The sequence below is a fragment of the Maritimibacter sp. UBA3975 genome, assembly GCF_002384975.1.
Taxonomy (GTDB): domain Bacteria; phylum Pseudomonadota; class Alphaproteobacteria; order Rhodobacterales; family Rhodobacteraceae; genus Maritimibacter.
The window spans coordinates 272976-289758 of sequence record NZ_DGCP01000002.1 but is presented as its reverse complement, the minus strand read 5'-3'; the positions used below and the strand labels follow the sequence as shown (position 1 = coordinate 289758).

General features: G+C 60.1%; 17 protein-coding genes and 1 tRNA gene. 9 read left to right on the top strand and 9 right to left on the bottom strand.

All coding sequences use genetic code 11. The features are described 5' to 3' along the window. Window positions 1–46: 46 nt before the first annotated feature. From ahcY to B2585_RS01660, 4 genes are all read left to right on the top strand, one after another. Complete coding sequence (gene ahcY / locus B2585_RS01675; protein ID WP_292019323.1) at window positions 47–1441, top strand: adenosylhomocysteinase; 1395 nt, start codon at window positions 47–49, stop codon at window positions 1439–1441. A 140-nt stretch (window positions 1442–1581) separates the two neighbouring features. Further along, on the top strand, window positions 1582–2694 hold the full coding sequence (locus B2585_RS01670) for a DUF4344 domain-containing metallopeptidase (RefSeq protein WP_292019321.1): 1113 nt from the start codon (window positions 1582–1584) through the stop codon (window positions 2692–2694). A gap of 203 nt (window positions 2695–2897) precedes the next feature. Next, complete coding sequence (locus B2585_RS01665; RefSeq protein ID WP_292019319.1) at window positions 2898–3686, top strand: hypothetical protein; 789 nt, start codon at window positions 2898–2900, stop codon at window positions 3684–3686. Between the two features lie 54 nt (window positions 3687–3740). Further along, window positions 3741–3998 (top strand): ketopantoate reductase C-terminal domain-containing protein, encoded by a 258-nt coding sequence (locus B2585_RS01660; RefSeq protein WP_292019317.1) that lies wholly within the window; start codon window positions 3741–3743, stop codon window positions 3996–3998. 151 nt (window positions 3999–4149) lie between these two features. Here the strand turns inward: B2585_RS01660 and lysM are convergent, their stop codons facing one another. Continuing rightward, window positions 4150–4563 (bottom strand): peptidoglycan-binding protein LysM, encoded by a 414-nt coding sequence (lysM, locus tag B2585_RS01655; RefSeq protein WP_292019316.1) that lies wholly within the window; start codon window positions 4561–4563, stop codon window positions 4150–4152. 160 nt (window positions 4564–4723) lie between these two features. Between lysM and B2585_RS01650 the strand changes: the two genes are divergently transcribed. Next, window positions 4724–5065: a DUF2853 family protein gene (locus B2585_RS01650; RefSeq protein WP_292019314.1), complete on the top strand. Its 342-nt coding sequence runs from the start codon at window positions 4724–4726 to the stop codon at window positions 5063–5065. Between the two features lie 236 nt (window positions 5066–5301). Here B2585_RS01650 and B2585_RS01645 read toward each other — a convergent pair whose 3' ends face one another. From B2585_RS01645 to tsaD, 5 genes are read right to left on the bottom strand one after another with little or no spacing between them, the layout of a single operon-like run. Then, window positions 5302–5694 carry a DUF1761 domain-containing protein gene (locus B2585_RS01645; RefSeq protein WP_292019312.1) on the bottom strand — a complete coding sequence of 131 codons (393 nt, stop codon included), beginning with the start codon at window positions 5692–5694 and terminating at the stop codon, window positions 5302–5304. A 59-nt stretch (window positions 5695–5753) separates the two neighbouring features. Beyond that, window positions 5754–6173: an EVE domain-containing protein gene (locus tag B2585_RS01640; RefSeq protein WP_292019310.1), complete on the bottom strand. Its 420-nt coding sequence runs from the start codon at window positions 6171–6173 to the stop codon at window positions 5754–5756. Then, entirely contained in the window at window positions 6173–6442 is a 270-nt protein-coding gene (locus B2585_RS01635) for a YciI family protein (protein WP_292019308.1), read from the bottom strand. The genes B2585_RS01640 and B2585_RS01635 overlap by 1 nt, the downstream gene beginning before the upstream one ends. Next, a complete protein-coding gene (locus tag B2585_RS01630) occupies window positions 6443–7387 on the bottom strand; it encodes an NAD(P)H-dependent glycerol-3-phosphate dehydrogenase (RefSeq protein WP_292019307.1) in 945 nt (314 codons plus the stop codon). Continuing rightward, complete coding sequence (gene tsaD, locus B2585_RS01625; RefSeq protein WP_292019305.1) at window positions 7384–8481, bottom strand: tRNA (adenosine(37)-N6)-threonylcarbamoyltransferase complex transferase subunit TsaD; 1098 nt, start codon at window positions 8479–8481, stop codon at window positions 7384–7386. The genes B2585_RS01630 and tsaD overlap by 4 nt, the downstream gene beginning before the upstream one ends. Before the next feature lie 90 nt (window positions 8482–8571). Between tsaD and B2585_RS01620 the strand changes: the two genes are divergently transcribed. The 4 genes from B2585_RS01620 to B2585_RS01605 all read left to right on the top strand — a co-directional run bounded on the left by B2585_RS01620 (window position 8572) and on the right by B2585_RS01605 (window position 12308). Next, complete coding sequence (locus B2585_RS01620; RefSeq protein ID WP_292019302.1) at window positions 8572–9219, top strand: uroporphyrinogen-III synthase; 648 nt, start codon at window positions 8572–8574, stop codon at window positions 9217–9219. A gap of 90 nt (window positions 9220–9309) precedes the next feature. Beyond that, window positions 9310–10656, top strand: coding sequence for a hypothetical protein (locus B2585_RS01615; RefSeq protein ID WP_292019300.1), 1347 nt, complete (start codon window positions 9310–9312; stop codon window positions 10654–10656). Window positions 10657–10666: 10 nt separating this feature from the next. Next, on the top strand, window positions 10667–12181 hold the full coding sequence (locus B2585_RS01610) for a heme biosynthesis protein HemY (RefSeq protein WP_292019298.1): 1515 nt from the start codon (window positions 10667–10669) through the stop codon (window positions 12179–12181). A 51-nt stretch (window positions 12182–12232) separates the two neighbouring features. Next, window positions 12233–12308 (top strand) — tRNA-Thr (locus tag B2585_RS01605). Window positions 12309–12395: 87 nt separating this feature from the next. On the opposite strand, the gene B2585_RS01600 is transcribed toward B2585_RS01605, so the two are convergent. From B2585_RS01600 to B2585_RS01590, 3 genes are all read right to left on the bottom strand, one after another. After that, window positions 12396–12974, bottom strand: coding sequence for a hypothetical protein (locus B2585_RS01600; protein WP_292019295.1), 579 nt, complete (start codon window positions 12972–12974; stop codon window positions 12396–12398). Window positions 12975–13085: 111 nt separating this feature from the next. Next, window positions 13086–15947 carry a class I SAM-dependent DNA methyltransferase gene (locus B2585_RS01595; protein ID WP_292019294.1) on the bottom strand — a complete coding sequence of 954 codons (2862 nt, stop codon included), beginning with the start codon at window positions 15945–15947 and terminating at the stop codon, window positions 13086–13088. 267 nt (window positions 15948–16214) lie between these two features. Further along, on the bottom strand, window positions 16215–16643 hold the full coding sequence (locus B2585_RS01590; RefSeq protein WP_292019291.1) for a hypothetical protein: 429 nt from the start codon (window positions 16641–16643) through the stop codon (window positions 16215–16217). Between the last annotated feature and the right edge of the window lie 140 nt (window positions 16644–16783).

The following is a 16783-nucleotide window of genomic DNA, read 5'->3' as shown; positions in this document are numbered from 1 at the left end:
CAACGGTGCTAGCAACCCGCAAAAGCACCCCGGACGGAGACCTCCCGTGACAAAAGACTATATCGTTAAGGATATTTCACTCGCCGAGTATGGCCGCAAGGAACTCGACATCGCCGAGACGGAGATGCCGGGCCTCATGGCTCTACGGGAAGAGTACGGGGATGCCCAGCCGCTCAAGGGTGCACGCATCGCCGGTTCGCTCCACATGACGATCCAGACCGCTGTTCTGATCGAGACGCTGGTGGCACTCGGCGCGCAGGTGCGCTGGGCCTCCTGCAACATCTTTTCGACGCAGGACCACGCTGCGGCCTCCATCGCTGCGGGCGGGACGCCGGTTTTTGCCGTGAAAGGCGAAACGCTGGAGGAATACTGGGACTACGCCGACCGTATCTTCCAGTTCGAGGAAGGTGGCGCGAACATGATCCTCGACGACGGCGGCGACGCCACGCTCTACATCCTCATGGGCGCGCGGGTGGAAGAGGGCGAAACCGATCTCATCGAAACGCCCACTTCGGAAGAAGAGGAATTCCTCTTCGCGCAAATCAAGAAGCGTCTGAAGGAAAGCCCCGGCTGGTTCGTCAAACAGCGCGAACTGCTCAAAGGCGTATCGGAAGAAACGACGACCGGTGTTCACCGTCTCTACAAGATGATGGAAACCGGCCACCTGCCGTTCCCCGCCATCAACGTGAACGACAGCGTTACCAAGTCGAAGTTCGACAACAAATACGGCTGCAAGGAATCGTTGGTCGACGGCATCCGCCGCGCCACTGACACGATGATGGCCGGCAAGGTCGCCGTGGTCTGTGGCTACGGTGACGTTGGCAAAGGCTCCGCCGCCTCGCTGAGCGGCGCTGGAGCGCGTGTGAAAATCACCGAGATCGACCCGATCTGCGCACTTCAGGCCGCAATGGATGGGTTCGAGGTCGTCCGCCTCGAAGATGTCGTCGACAGTGCGGACATCTTCATCACCACGACCGGCAACAAGGACATCATCCGCATCGAGCACATGCGCGCGATGAAGGACATGGCCATCGTCGGCAACATCGGCCACTTCGACAACGAGATCCAGGTGGCGAGCCTCAAGAACCACAAGTGGACTAACATAAAGGAACAGGTGGACATGATCGAGATGCCTTCGGGCGCACGGATCATTCTCCTTTCCGAAGGCCGTCTGCTGAACCTCGGCAATGCCACTGGCCACCCGTCCTTCGTGATGTCGGCCTCCTTCACCAATCAGGTCCTGGCCCAGATCGAACTCTGGACTCGTGGTGAGAACTACAAGAACGAGGTCTACATCCTGCCCAAGCACCTCGACGAAAAGGTCGCGCGGCTGCACCTTGACCGGATCGGGGTGAAGTTGACCGAACTCCAGAAGGATCAGGCTGATTACATCGGCGTTTCGGTCGATGGTCCCTACAAACCTGAGCATTACCGGTACTGACACCATCAGTTCATGTGATTCTTGAGGCGCCGTCACCCAATCGGGGTGGCGGCGCTTCACTTTTTGGGGCCCTGCGACGCTCTAGTATTGACAGAGTCGGGGTGTCTGACCCGATCATTGGTCTTTGACGGGAGAGTCCAATGCGCCGCCTGCTCACCTCCATCGCCCTAACTGTAGCACTCTCACAACCGCTTCTTGCCCAGCCGACCGACGATGACGTTGCACGCGGGATTGCGGAGCAGTTTGTCGCCACGAACCCGGGGATTCCGGTCGAGCAGGTCGTGAACGCGATGCGTCGGACATGGCAAAGCCTCGAATTCGTGGCTTATCACGAAATCGCCCACCTGCTGATCCACGAGTTCGACCTGCCAGTGTTGGGGTGGGAGGAGGACGCCGCAGACACCCTGGCGGTCGCTCTCCTTGTCGGTAACGAGGACGGCGACACCTACGCCACGCTGACAGCCGCCATTCAGGAATGGTCGATGGCGACGAACGACCCATCGACCCTGACGAATGAGCAATTCTACGACGAACACAGTCTGAACCTTCAACGGGCCTACCACGCGACATGCCTCCTCATCGGTAGAAATGCCGAGCGATATGCGCCGATCGCAGAGATGATGGACATGCCTATGGAGCGGCGCGAGAAATGCGAGTGGATTTCGAAACGCGCGCTGGACAGCTGGCGTACGGTGCTAGAACCGCACCTGCTTGCCGCCGACATGGCTCGGGATGGCGGTGACATCACGATTGAATATGCCGCGCCTGATCCAGGTCTCAACGAAATGATGGCGTTGATGCTCCGGGACATGAGGTTCCTTGAAAAGATCGCCCCGCTGGTAACGGAAAACTTCAATCTTCCGCGGGAGATTCAGTTTGCAGCCGGGGATTGCGGCTTCCCCGGTGCTTTTTTTCAAGCGGACCCGGGCCTTGTCGCAATCTGCTATGAGATGGCCTCCGCGCGGTTCGACGCGTTTCTGCGGCACGGACTGGCGCAGAACACTGGGATGACAGATCCGGAGCGTGCGCCGGAGGTCACTGATACCGAAGCGGACCCGAGTGTCGCCCGGTTCGGGACCGGTACGAGCGCGTCGGGCTCATGGTCGATTAGCGTCGAGTCCGATGGGACGTGGTCGGGAACCGACACCACCGGCGCCCCGATCCGTTCACCTACCACGCTAACGACGAAAGGACTCGACGACGTGAGGTCCTGTCCAGGTCGGGGGACCTGGCCGAATTGTATTGCAGACTGACGCACTCTAACTCGTCCATCAGAACCTAGATTTTGGGTTCGGCCGGTTCCCGCCGGGATCCTCGGCGGGCGGTATTCGGCCCATCTGTAAAGACTCCATCGGCCAATGGCCGCCATGCCGCAATGCGGCGGCGCGACTGTGGGGAACCACCCCACCCGCCTTCCTATTGAGTCCGCAATCAGCGAGCGAAAAGGAGGCACGCTATGAAACTCAAGACCCTCATGATGGGTGCTGGTATCGCGGCCATGGTGGCCGGTGGCGCCCTTGCCCAAGACAATTCGATGGAAGAGCCGGCGGATGACACGATGATGTCTGAGCCGCAAACCGGCATGGAAGACGGCATGACCGGCGATATGTCCGACACCACCGGCATGGATGGCGAGGTGGCTCAGGCTCCGACGTTCACGTCCTTGGACGAAATGACCGTCGGCGATGTGGTGGGCTTCGTGGCCTACGATCCCGAGGGCGACCGGATCGCCGAAATCGACTATGTCGTCGAAGAATCGGACGGCGCGAAAGCCGTCATCGGGATCGGCGGGTTCCTCGGCCTGGGCGAATATACGGTCGCCCTGCCGCTGACGGACTTCGAACTGCGCGAAGACGGAATGTCATTCGTCCTGTCCACCGACAAGGAAACCCTGAAAGAGCAGCCGGAATTCGACGAATCCGGCGTCGAGGGACTTCCCGACGAGACTCCGATTGCCGATTTGCTGCTGGAAGACGAAGCCGCCGGCGAAGACCCGGCCGCTGCCGAAACGGACACAGAAAACAGCTCCGGCGCTGACAGCGCGACAGAGACCGACACGGAAGCGGATGCGGATACCGGAATGGCAGAGGAACCCGAAGCAAATGTCGAAGCGGGCACCGACTCCGAAGGCGAAGCCGCCTTGGGCGCCGATACCGCGACCGATGCCGATGCCGAAAGCGACGGGTCGGCAGACGACATGGAAGCCGATACGGAAATGGAAGCCGAGACCGAAACGACTCAGTAAGACTGCGGTTTTGACGAGAGAAAAAAGGGCGCGCTTCCGGGCGCGCCCTTGCATATGAACCACACGCCGGTGCCGGGATATGAGGGTGTCGGCACTTCGACTGCACAAAGCTTTCTGCGCAAAAGCGCGCGCGTCGAAACCGACTGGCTCAATGGTGAGGTCGTCCGGCTCGGGTGCTTGAATGGCGTGCCTGTTCCGGTGAACAGCTATTTTTCCGCCTTGGCCGTGCGTATGGCATGTGAAGGGACGGCTCCAGGCAGTTTATCGCTGGAAGAAATCGAGGCAGGTTTGGCGGCATTCGAGCAGGCATAGGGCAACGCATTTCGTTCATTCCCCGCTGTCTGTTTGCGACCGAAGTGTCCATCGTGCCTGACCTCGGCCTAACGCCACCGGTGTGCTCGCATCGGATACGACGAAAAAGGCCCGGCGCAGAGCCGGGCCTGATCCGAAATTCGAGTAAGACTCAGGTCGGAATGCGGAGCAACTGTCCCGGATAAATCTTGTCCGGATGCTTCAGCATCGGCTTGTTGGCTTCGAAAATTTCGTTGTAGCGTGCGCCGTCGCCGAGCGTTTTCTGGGAAATCGCCCAAAGCGTGTCGCCTTTCTCAACAGTGTGAAAAAGCGTCTCGGTCTCGACATCTGCCTCGACCTCGGAAATGCCTTCGACGTTGCCGACGGCAAGGATCACCTTTTCCTTTTCTTCGGTCGTCATCGACCCGCCACTCACCTTGACCTTGTCGCCTTCGACCTTGATCTCGAGCCCCTCGGTCGACACCCCAAGGTCCTCGACTTCCTTCTTGAGTGCGTCTTCGTTCTTCGCGTCCTCGCCGCCGAAGAGCGATTTTCCCGCCCCCTTCACGAAATTCCAAAGTCCCATTGTACCCTCCGATTGGTTGTGTGACGGCCCATGTTGCGCCATCCCGCGCGAATTGGGTAGGGCCAATGAGCAAGGGATAATTTTCTTTGGATTCGGCACATTTGCGCCTAATCTCCGGTCCGAGGGGCGCGCGCCCTACGGACAGAACTGGGAGCCTACCATGGGAAAACGTGACGAGAAGATCGCCAAGTATGCGGACGATCTGAAAAACAAGTGCGGGATGACCCCCGACATGGACCTGCTGACGAAGGTGACGATTGGTTGCGGTCCCTCCATCTACAACCCGGATGCAGAAACCGTCGCGGCAGGTCAGGAGCATGAGCTGGAAACGGTAAAGAACAACTTCCTCGTCAAGAAGCTCGGTCTGACAGATGGCCCGCAACTGATGGACGCGATCAACGCCGTGATCGAGACCTATGGCAGATCCGAGCGCAACAAATATCGCGCCGTGGTCTACTACATGCTGGTGAAGCATTTCGGCAAAGAGTCTGTCTACAGCTGAAAGAGACTTTGGCGACATGAGAGCGGGCGGCCATCAGGCCGCCCTTTTTGGTTAAGACCGCTTTACCGGAATGCTTTTAATTTCAGACACTTGCGCGTTGCGCGACTCGCTGCTTTGACCTAGCTTCAGGTCATCGGCCAGGATGGTCGGACCTTAATTCAAAGACACATGCGGTGCTGAGGGAGCATGTGGGGTGGATGGAGGGTCCGACGAGGGGTCGGGCCCTCCATTTTTTTTCAGAAAGCCGTCAGGACCGCGCCGATAATCGCGCAGCCGAAAACGGAATACCCGCTGTCGATCACTGTTAGCAGGAAGGGCCGGCCCGAATAGGCGTTGTTGATCAGCGTCCAGGGCGCGATGAAGAACAGCCCGACCCCAAGCCCGGCAACCAGGCCTTCGGCAATGGTCCCGATCCCGGCCATGGCGAAGACGTGCCGCATGAAGCCGGCGACCACGACCATCGCGACAGCGGAAAGAATGAATGGAAGCGCGCCGCCTGCCGGTCGTCCGGTCTGTTCGTCGACCTTGACCCCTGAGACACGCATCCAGGGCTTCGAAAGCGCCATGTACCAGACCGCGCCGAAAATCCAGGCAGCGGCGGCAGCGGCGATTACGTTGATGATTTCCACGAGTGACCCTCACTGACTGTTTTTTGTGCAAAAACTATGCAGCGAGTTTTCCCAAGCCCCTAGCCTTTTTCGCCAGACAGCTCGAGAACGATCTGCCATTCGTCTTCCGCCACGGGCTGAACCGAAAGTCGGGAGTTGTTAACGAGGACCATGTCCGCGAGTCGCGGTTCTTCCTTGATCATGTCGAGCGTGACGGGTTTTTTCAAAGGCTCCACGGCTTTGATGTCCACGCACTCCCAGCGGTCGTCGTCGGTCGTGCTGTCGGGGTGGATCTCGGCGCAAACCTCGACGATCCCGACGATGCGCTTCTCGTTCACCGAATGATAGAAAAACCCTCGGTCGCCGATCTTCATCTCGCGCATGTTGTTACGGGCCTGGTAGTTGCGCACACCGTCCCATTCCTCACCGGTCTCCCCTTTGGCGACCTGGTCGTCCCACCCCCAGGTATTCGGCTCGGTCTTGAACAGCCAGTAGCGCATCAGCCTACAACCTTTTTCCATTCCTCGACGCGGACATCCGAGAAGAGCTCGGCCTTGGCGTAAGGATCGCCTTTCGCCCAGTCCATCGCCGCGGCGCGCGTCGTCACCGACAGGATTACCAGCGACCCGCACATATCGCCGTTATCGTCGAGGAACGGACCAGCCATCAGGACGACGCCGGTTTCCTCGATATATGCAAGGTGCGCGTCACGGTTGGATTTACGGACCTCCAGCGATCCGGGTTTGTCTGTGCAGATGACGGCGAACATTCATTCCTCCTTGAGCGGGCGAGCGAGGAGGAGTTCGCTCGCCTCGTTGATGGTGATATGGCCGGACATGACCGCGACCACCATATTGGTGATCGGCATGTCGATTCCGGCCTTTTCTGCCGCATTAGAGACGGCTTTGGCGGTCGCTTTGCCCTCGATCGTGACGCCCTCGGCCAGAACCTCGCCTCGACCCAATGCAAGGCCATAGGCGAAGTTGCGGGATTTCTCCGATGTGCAGGTCAGGGTCAGATCGCCGAAACCAGATAAGCCCTGAAGCGTATCGGACTCAGCTCCACGGGCAATTGCGAAGCGGTTCATCTCCGCGAAGCCCCGTGTCATGAGAGCGGCCCGAGCGGACTCTCCAAGCCCTGCGCCAATGGCAAGGCCACAGGCAATTGCGATGACGTTCTTCATGGCACCACCGGTTTCGACGCCTGGCAGGTCAGTGGATCGGTATAGACGAAGGTTTCCACCCGTCAGGGCATTTTGCAGCGCAATAGGGTCTTTTGCTGCGACGGTCAGGGCGGTCGGGAGCCCGGCTGCCACATCAACGGCAAAGCTGGGGCCGGACAGAAGCGCCGGGTGAGCATCGGGGCACGACTTGCGAATGATCTCACCTGGACCGTCCCCCGTTTCGAGATCGATTCCCTTACAGGTGGCCACGAGCGTCGTACCACTGAAGCGCTCGCAATGCTCGGCCAGAAAGCCACGCAGGGTTTGCATTGGTACGGCAAGCAAAACGATGTCGGCACCAAACGCCTCCATGTTTTCCGTGATCACAAGGCGATCGGGAAGCGCGTGCCCGGGCAACCGACGCACGTTTTCACGGCTCTTGGCCATGTCCCCCGCGTCCCGCGCCCATAGCGTCACGTCCTTGCCCGCGCGAGACAGGGCGATGGCGAGGGACGTCCCGAAGGCTCCGGCACCAAGTACGGAAATGTTCATGCCTTCGCCCCCTTCTTACCCGAGCCCAGCATAGGGGCGGCCCCCTCGTCGAGCGGCCAGCGAGGCCGGGCGGCGAGCGTCATGTCGTCTCGCGCCCCGGATCTGAACCGCTCGATCCCGGCCCATGCGATCATGGCCGCGTTGTCGGTGCACAGGGCCAGCGGCGGCGCGAGAAACTTCACTCCAGAGACATCAGATACAGTCTCTAACGCGGCCCGAATAGCCGAATTCGCGGCAACGCCGCCGGCAACCGCAAAGAGCGGCGTGTCAGGGGCAAGCGTGAGGTATTCTGCAATGGCCCTGCGCGATTTCTCGGCAAGCACATCCGTAACGGCGCACTGAAAGGCCGCGCAAAGGTCCGAGCGATCCTGAACTCTGAGTCCACCTTTTTCTGCGACGATCCGGTCTCGCTCCCGCAGGAGGGCAGTCTTGAGCCCGGAAAAGCTCATATCACAACCCGGTCGGTCCAGTAGGGGACGGGGGAGGCGGAATTGCGTGGCGTCGCCAGCCACGGCCGCACGCTCCACGGCAGGTCCACCGGGCTGTGGCAGTCCAAGGAGGCGTGCAGTCTTGTCGAAAGCCTCGCCGGGGGCGTCGTCAATAGTCCCGCCAAGGCGCGTGAATGTGCCTGGACCTGCCGCGATCAGAAATTGGCAATGGCCACCCGACACGAGTAGCATGAGATAGGGATAATTCACCCCATCCGTCAGCCTTGGTGTCAGCGCGTGACCGGCCAGGTGATTGACACCGATAAGGGGAACTCCCAAGGCTGCCGACAGCCCTTTTGCTGTCATCACGCCCGCAAGAACCCCACCGATAAGGCCCGGACCGGCAGTAACCGCAATGGCGTCGATTTCGGCAAGGCTCAGTCCGGACTCGGCCAGTGCTTCCTCGACACATGAATCGAGCTTTTCCGTATGCGCTCGCGCAGCGATTTCCGGGACTACGCCGCCGAAGTCGACGTGTAGCGCGGTCTGCCCGGCGACGACGGATGACAGGATCTCGGGCCCGACACCGGGAACATCCCGCACGATCGCCGCTGCGGTGTCGTCGCAGCTGCTTTCGAGCCCAAGTATCGTGACGGTGTGGGACATGGTGCGCCGGTTGCTCCAAAGGTCACGCCGGGATACCAAGGCGCACCGTCCCCGTCCATCCCGCGAGACCCTATGAAGCCAAGACCAACGGTGATCCTGACCCGGCCAGAGGCTGCTTCGACGCGCGTAGCAGCCGAGCTTTCAGGCATTCCGACCCTGATTTCACCGGTCACGCAGATCGCAGGAACCGGCGCCGAGGTCGATCTGTCCCGCTATCGTGGCGTCATACTGACCTCAGCCAATGCAGTGACCTACCTCCCGAGCCTCCAGGGTATTCCCGTTTACAGCGTTGGGGCGCGTACCGCCGAGGAATCCGGCGGCGTGGTGCAGCTTGTTGCCCGGGACGCGGGCGACCTCGTCAACCGCATCACTGCTACAGGTCCGCTGGTCCATGCGCATGGACAAGAGACACGGGGAAACATTGCTTCACGACTGACTTCTGCTGGGATAGAGACACATTCTGTCGTGGTGTATGTGCAGTTAGATGAGGAATTGAGCCAAGAGGCGAAGGCTGCTTTGGGGGGAGACGAACCAACCATCCTCCCACTCTGGTCTGCCCGATCGGCGCAAAGGCTGTTCTCTCAAAACGTCACCTTGGGACCCAATGTGCATCTGATCGCGTTGAGTCCGGCCGTAGCGGACGTTTGCCGCACGGCGGTTGGACATGCGGTTGAGGTGTGCGACGACCCGGATGGTCAGGAAATGATCGCGCGGATTGTCGCGGCGGCAGGTGGGTGACCCGCCTTGAGGCTCCAGTGACCCACCGCTAAGGTCAGGGCAAGTTCCGCGCCTTTCGGGTCGCGGATGCAGATTCGAAGAGGTGAGCGCGTGGCGAAGTCCCCGAAATCCCGCAAGGAAACGGCGAAAGACCCGGCGACCGACAATTCCAAGACGGATGAAGTCGAAGACGCGGTCATCGTCGGTGACGGCGAAGTAACTCAGACGCCGGGAGAGGATGACGCCAAGGCTGAACCGTCGTCCGAACCCGAGACGGAAGCAGCGGCCGAGGACGATACCGACGCGGTCGCCGAGTCGAATGGCGAATCCGAGGATGCGACGCCTGAGTCGGAAGCCCCTTGGGGTAGTAGCGAAGCCAAGTCGCCCGTCGAAGACAAACCGCAGCCAGAAGATAACGATGCCCCCGCCACGGCTATGCCCGTTGTTGCGGAGCCGAAGTCGAGCAGTGGCGGCGGCACCGCGCTTGGCGGCATGGTTCTGGGCGGCCTGATCGCAGGCTTCATTGGGTTCGGCATCGCTCAGTTCATGTCTGGTGGCTGGCCGTTCGAGACGACCGAAGCCGATCCAATGAGAGAAACGGTCGCCGCACAGAGTGACGAGATCGCCGCCTTGCGAGAGCGGGTCGATGCGCAGGCACAGGAGATCGAGAGTCTGGGGGCCGACTCTTCAGTGGAAGAGCTCGGAGATGCGCTCAGGGCAAATATTCTAGCCACGCAATCGCGTATCGATGAGCTCACTGCCACCGTCAACGGATTCGAGGAACGTCTGACCACGCTTGAGAAGATGCCGAGTGGCGACAGCTCCGAAGCGGCGGAAACCGCGGCGGCGGCCTATGAGCGTGAGCTCGCGGACATGCGCGCCATGCTCGACCGCGAACTTGAGAACCTCAGGGCGCAGCAGGAGGATGCCGAAGCGCTTCAAGCGAACGCTGCGCAATCGGCTCAGGCGGCATCGGCTCGCGCCGCCCTGTCCCGGATCATGGCGGCGCTCGATTCCGGTCAGCCCTTCGACGACGCTCTGTTCGACCTGACGACTGCCACCGGCGCGGAAGCACCCGATGGTCTCGCGAATGTGGCGAACGATGGCGTGCCAACTCTCGGCGCACTTCAGGAAAGCTTCCCCGAAATGGCGCGGGCCGCGCTGGATGACAGCCTGCGTGCGATGGTCGAGGCGGGTGAAATCGGGCGTGGCGAGGCATTCTTGCGCACGCAGCTCGGCACCCGCTCGCTGGAACCGCAGGAAGGGGACGACCCGGATGCGATCCTGTCGCGCGCTGAATTCGAACTTCAGAACGGCCGTATCGCGCAGGCTCTGAGTGAGCTGGAAGCAATGCCTGAGGCCGCGCAGCCCGCGATGGACGACTGGATCGCACGGGCCCGTACGCGGCTTGTGGCCCTCGAAGCCGGTTCGTCGCTTGCCGACACACTGAACCAATAAGGAAGACGTAATGCTCTGGTCCCTTTTCAAGATCGTTCTGTTCGTCGTCCTGATCGGCGCAGCTACGATCGGCGCGGCCTACCTTCTGGAAACCGATGGCGGCATGCGTATCGACGTTGGCGGAATGGAATTCAACCTCGGCGCTTTGCAGGCAGTGATCGCGCTGATCGTTCTGGTCCTTGTGCTTTGGCTGATACTCAAGCTCGCGGGGCTGATCGTCGCCACGATCCGCTTCCTGAACGGAGATGAGACGGCGATTTCCCGTCATTTCGACCGGAACCGCGAGCGTAAGGGGTATCAGGCGCTGGCCGAAGGGATGATGGCGCTCGCCTCGGGCGAGGACCGGACCGCGATCACCAAGGCAGCGCGGGCCGAGCGGTATCTGCGGCGCCCCGAACTCACCAACCTCATCACGGCGCAGGCGGCCGAGATGGCTGGAGACCGCAAGAAGGCGACGCAGGTCTACAAGCGGCTGCTCGCGGATGAGCGGACCCGTTTCGTGGGTGTTCGCGGTCTGATGAAGCAAAAGCTCGAAGAGGGCGATACCGAGACGGCGATGAAACTGGCGGAAAAGGCCTTCGCGCTGAAGCCCCAGCACGCGGAAACGGGCGATGTCCTCCTCGCGCTGCAAGCCACTCAAAACGACTGGACCGGCGCGCGCGATACGCTTGGCAAGAAGGTCAAGCACGGGGCACTTCCAAAGGATGTCGGCAAGCGTCGCGATGCCGTGCTCGCCTTGCAGGAAGCCAAGGGCGTCTTCGAAGAGGGCAACTCGATCCGTGCACGAGAGGCCGCGATCGAAGCCAACAGGCTCTCGCCCGATCTTGTGCCCGCCGCGATCCTCGCTGCGCGGTCCTACATGGAGCAGGAAAACCCCCGTTACGCTGCCCGCGTTTTGAGCAAGGCCTACAAGGTCACGCCGCACCCGGACATTGCCGCAGCCTTTGCCGAGATCAAGCCGGACGAAAGCGCCGATGAGCGTCTCAAGCGGTTCAAGACGCTGACCAAGGAGCATCCCGACAGCCCGGAAACTCGGATGCTCCTCGCCGAACTTCAGATCTCCGCCGGGAACTACCAGAAGGCGCGGGATGCGCTGGGCGACCTACCGACGACCAAACCGACGCAGCGCGTGCTCACCCTTATGGCTGCTATCGAGCGGGGGCTTGAGGCACCTGACAGCGAGATACGGGGATGGCTGGCTAAGGCGGTCGTCGCGCCCCGCGGACCTCAGTGGGTCTGCGACAAGTGTCATCACATCCACGGCGACTGGACTCCGATCTGCGCCAATTGCGGGGCCTTCGATACTCTGAGCTGGACTGAGCCGACTGAGGGCGACGTGCGGATGCCGGGCGGTGCCCGTATGGACACGCTCCTCGTCGGCGCGCCGGATATCGCGCCGGACCCGGAGATGGTTGTGGACGCGCCCGAAGCGGATGCGGAACCCCTCCAGGAAACCCAGGAGGCGGCCGAGGATGTGGTCGATGTGACACCGGCTGAGGACGCGGAACCCGAGACCAAAAATTAGGGCTACACACCGTGAAATTGTGGTGATAATCACCGCGCACCGAAGCGGTGTGCCGCTGTAGCTCAGCTGGTAGAGCACGTCATTCGTAATGATGGGGTCGGGGGTTCGAGTCCCTTCAGCGGCACCACTTCGGGTAACTAAATATTTGTTTTTAAAGGGGAAACGGGTTTTAACCCCACTTCAATCCCCCTTTTCGTCCCCCTACGCGACTGCACTAAGGTTGCAATGATGGGTCCAGTTTAAGCAGCGCGAAAGCAAAATGCGCCGCGAATCCTTCCTCCGCTTCATCGGTCAGTTCCCACACCTGCCTAGACAACCGTTCATAGGTATTGCGATGCATCCCTTTCGGTCGTCCACGGGGCAAACCCTCAAGGCCCAAGTCCCAGCCCAGCCGGGTTCTGATTTTGTCAGCCTTCCGCGCGGCCCTGTCGTAGCTCTTTTCTCGCTGAGAAGGGTAGGCGAGCTGGTGGCAATGCCTGCACGCAAAAATGCGACCGCCGTAGAGTTTGGCGACCCTTCGACCGCATCCGTACGCAGGACATAGGAACCACTGGCGTTCGCCGCCGTAGTTGCAGGCCGTGGACGTCAGCCAAACGGGATACTCTATGTCCTCCCAATCGCTACCGTTCTCTTTGCATCGGTAAATGAGTCTGACGCTGTTTCGCTCAACAGCCACTTGGATTGAGCCGGTCTTTTCGCCGTCCACAGTCCATTGCCAGCCGAACCGATTGCAGGGATTGAGAAGCCCGTCACGCGCCCAGCGCCGAACGTCCAACGCGCGGTAGTCTGTCACGGTGTTCTTCGTGTTCCAGTGCCAGTGCCGCCCGCTTCCTAGACCGCCCATAGCTCGCCTCCGATTTTGTCGAAATCATTAGGCAAATCATAGCAAACGGGCGGGTCAACGTCAGGGTGTTGCTTCCGCTTTGGCGCGTTCCTGATTAAGTTGAAACAGCCGAGAGAGGATTTCGTCGTCAGTCAGATTTCCGCTACGCCAGTCTTCGCCCCAGCCGTAAGCATCCGCGACAGCTTCGTCCAGCTTCGTATGGGCGTGGTCCAGCCATGCGGGGCGCGCGTTGTAGAGGTTGGTCAGGGTGCGCTTTTTGAGTTCCTTCGCGGCTTTGTCGTCTTTAGGTATCAGCCGGTCAGGGTAGCCTTCGACCACCTCGGGAACCCGGTCCACAAGGTCAGGCGGGTTCAGCCAGTTTTCGCGAAGGCGGTTCAATTCTGCAGCGGCTTCGGCGATTTTCTGGGCGTTGGCTTCGTCTCTATAGTCGGCGGCGGGGATATCCGGGGCAAGGCCATCCGGGAAGGGAAAGGTCTCGAAAGTGCTCGACGGTGTATACCGGGGCCGGTCTTCGAGCGAGGTACCCATACGTAGCGCCCACAGTTCGTGGAAATGTGAATGTAGGACGCCGAATGTAGCGTCGTCATCACGGGCGATTGCGACAGTTGCCGAGTCGGGCAACACCGACGTTTCGCGCCAAACAAACAAACGGTGCTTTGCGACCCGAGGCGTTACAATGTACCTTTCCAGTTTTTGCAGGGCGTTCGACATTGCCGGTCGCGGGTCACCGTGCAGCCACCACTTTGTTCGGTGCCATTGACGCCGCAGATTTACCCGCGTTGGACGGACATTCGTTAGAACATGTTCGAACGGCACTTCGAAGAGAGATGCTTCCTGTTCGGACATTTTCGAACCGAAATGCACGATCCACGTGTCGGAATCCCGGCGTACGATGCTCGCACCATTCGTCCATGGCATGACGACTTCCGAATTCCGCTTTCCATTCGGGTTCGAAGGCAAGGCCAGCCATTGCCTTGCAATCGTTCCGGGAATATCGAAAGGACCGTTTTTCTGGGTCCCGATGAAACTAATGCCTTTATTCTTCTTAAGAGCGTACGCTTTGGACAAGGAAACACCAGCTCGCAGCGTCGAGTGGATTTCACCGACCGAATGCCCATCTAGCAGCCGCTCATCTTCCGGCGGATTGCCGAAGAGAATAAGCGCGACCCTCACGGAAGCGCCATCGACGACCCAAGGCTCGTCGCGCCATGCCGACCATATTTCGGAAGACGTCTTGACCAGTTCTAAGGTTGGAAGGTTGTTGCCACCCGAAATAGAATTAGTCGCGACAAGGCCCGCTCGTTCCAAACCGCCGGTGTTCAATTTGGTCAACGCTTGCACAAACCAGTAGCAAACCAAATCAGAACGGCCCGGAATGTCGTCTTGAAAGGCTGAGCGAAGTTCAGACACGTAGCTTTCGCCAAGCGCGGCAATCATTCGGCGGTCGCCAAGAAAAGGTGGATTCCCGACCACCACGTCAACATCCGGCCAGTCTGCCTTGGTCCCGTCCGGGGCAAGGACGGCATCCCGGTTTTCGATAGTGCCCAACGGGCGCAGGATCGGGTTTCGGGCTGCATCGAAACCGTTGCGTCGCATCCACTGAATTTCCCCAACCCAGACCGACACCCTCGCCAGTTCGGCGGCATAGGGATTCAGTTCGATGCCCTTTACGCATTCCGGCCCAATTGACGGAAAACCCCGTGAAAGTCCGAGCGCCTCGGCTTCGAGATTGACGCGGTGTTCAATGTCTTTGAGCGCCAAAAGAGAGAGATACAGGAAGTTACCGGACCCACATGCAGGGTCCAGCACGCGAAAGCCCTTCAGGCGCTCTAGGAAGCCCACCTGGAGCCGTTCTGCGTCTTTCTCAGCCCGCGTCTGCGCGCCTTTGCTTTTGGCGTCCTTGGCCTTCGCTAGAGCCGTTTCGATCTGTGTCCGAACATCCGCCCATTCTGCCAACAGCGGCTCCACAATGACCGGACCGACAATCTGCATGATTTTTTCTCGGTCGGTGTAGTGCGCTCCAAGCTGGCTTCGCTTGTCGGGGTCCAAGCCACGCTCAAACAATGTGCCGAGAATGGACGGGTCGATTTCCGACCAATCGAGCCGCGCCGCAGCCAGCAGGTCCAGAACATCTGCTTTCTCAAGCGGCAGCGCGGCGTCACTGTCGAACAGGCCGCCGTTGAACCACTCCACCCGTTCGAACCCGACCATGCCGCCGGATTGCATTGCTGAGAAAAGGACCCGCGCATGATCCGCGAAGTCCTGCGGCGACCGCTCGCAATGCTCCAGCATCCTCTGGAACATCTTGTTGGGCAGGAGATCTACGTCTTCAGCGAACATACAGAAGACCAGCCGGTTCACGAAGTGCGCGACCGTTTCCGGGTCGTTTCCACGCTCGCGAAGCCGCTGGGCCAAAGCCGCGAACCTCTCCGCCGCTTCCTCGGTCAGCATTTGCCGCGTCTTGGCGGGTTTCAGTTTGTCCGGGTCTTCGAAACAGGCGCGGAGAAGGTCGCGCGTTGCCGCGTCCCGCAAGTCTTCGAGCGAGAAGTCGTGGACGTGCTGAACAGTGTTCGTCCAGTTCGTGTGAACCCTGAACCGCTCCATGTCAGAGACGATGAGAAGTGGCGGGTTCTCTAGAGCGATTGCATATTGCAGGAGCTGGTCAAAGGCTTTGTCCAAGTCCTTTTTCTTGCCCTTGTATTCCCACGCGAACCGCTCTTTCCGCCAGACGTCTGCCCAGCCTTCGCCACCGGACGTCTTCGACGCGCCCTTTTCAAAGGTGAACCAATCGCCTTTTGGGTCTGCCGTTATGGGGTCTTCAATGCCGAGAAGGGCGCAAATGTCGTTGAAGTGAGATTGGGACGCGCTGCGTTCCTTGAGTTCGACAGCCTTCCACTTGGCAATGAAATCGTCTGGCGTCATTCGTCCCCCCGGTTTTCCGCCATAAGACTGACCAAGCGGGATAGTTACAACCCTGCCGTTTGGAGACTTTGCCCAGCGCCGCCGCTAACGTCAGACCCCCCGGACTTTGAGTGTCCGGGGCGTCAGACAACGCGGCTCATTCCACGCCTTGCCTATGGCTAGATGTATATATGTCCGGGTTTTCGTGCATCGAAGACCAAGGGTTTTTCCCGGTTCGCGGCACAATGGTTGTGACGCCTTTCCTGCGTTCAGGAAACGAAAGCACAATCATTGTGACACCGATGCACGGTTTTTGTGCGGGGCTTTCGCGTCTATTTCCCTCCACTTTAGAAAGGCTTTCGAAGCTGACTTGCCGTTCGCGCTGGGCAGTTCCGTCAATGCCCAGAGCGCGGCACGGCCAACGCCATCCGGCCCAAGATAGGCCCCTTGGGTCTTGGCGATGAACCCGCGTTCCTCCAAGTCCCGGAACCAAAGCCCAATGGTGTTGCGATGGGCGTTCAAGGCTTCTGCGGCGTCTCTGTAGCTCAGGATGATGTTGCCGTTGTTCGATCCGTTGAAGCGGCGTTTCAGTTCGATATAGAGCGCCCGTGGGCCGGGTTTGAGCGTGGCCCAGGCTTGCGTTCGTTGCAGGTATTCGGGGAGCTGGACGTGACGCCCAGCCCCCCCTTTGCCCTGCCTGTAGGGCTTTCCGGTCACTGGTCTTGGCCCTCCTTGCACTTGAGCGCCCTCCAGAGGCGCATAGAGGCGATTGAAGAGGGACAGCCGCCCAGACAGAGCCAAGCACCCTCAGCGACCGCCTCAGCGGCTTTCTGGACGTCTACATGCCACCGGCCATT

Coding starts and splice junctions, on each gene's coding strand:
- B2585_RS01670 (WP_292019321.1), top strand. CDS start 1,582: ATGCGCCGCCTGCTCACCTCCATCGCCCTAACTGTAGCACTCTCACAA.
- B2585_RS01665 (WP_292019319.1), top strand. CDS start 2,898: ATGAAACTCAAGACCCTCATGATGGGTGCTGGTATCGCGGCCATGGTG.
- B2585_RS01660 (WP_292019317.1), top strand. CDS start 3,741: ATGAACCACACGCCGGTGCCGGGATATGAGGGTGTCGGCACTTCGACT.
- lysM (WP_292019316.1), bottom strand. CDS start 4,563: ATGGGACTTTGGAATTTCGTGAAGGGGGCGGGAAAATCGCTCTTCGGC.
- B2585_RS01650 (WP_292019314.1), top strand. CDS start 4,724: ATGGGAAAACGTGACGAGAAGATCGCCAAGTATGCGGACGATCTGAAA.
- B2585_RS01640 (WP_292019310.1), bottom strand. CDS start 6,173: ATGCGCTACTGGCTGTTCAAGACCGAGCCGAATACCTGGGGGTGGGAC.
- B2585_RS01635 (WP_292019308.1), bottom strand. CDS start 6,442: ATGTTCGCCGTCATCTGCACAGACAAACCCGGATCGCTGGAGGTCCGT.
- B2585_RS01630 (WP_292019307.1), bottom strand. CDS start 7,387: ATGAACATTTCCGTACTTGGTGCCGGAGCCTTCGGGACGTCCCTCGCC.
- tsaD (WP_292019305.1), bottom strand. CDS start 8,481: ATGTCCCACACCGTCACGATACTTGGGCTCGAAAGCAGCTGCGACGAC.
- B2585_RS01610 (WP_292019298.1), top strand. CDS start 10,667: ATGCTCTGGTCCCTTTTCAAGATCGTTCTGTTCGTCGTCCTGATCGGC.
- B2585_RS01595 (WP_292019294.1), bottom strand. CDS start 15,947: ATGACGCCAGACGATTTCATTGCCAAGTGGAAGGCTGTCGAACTCAAG.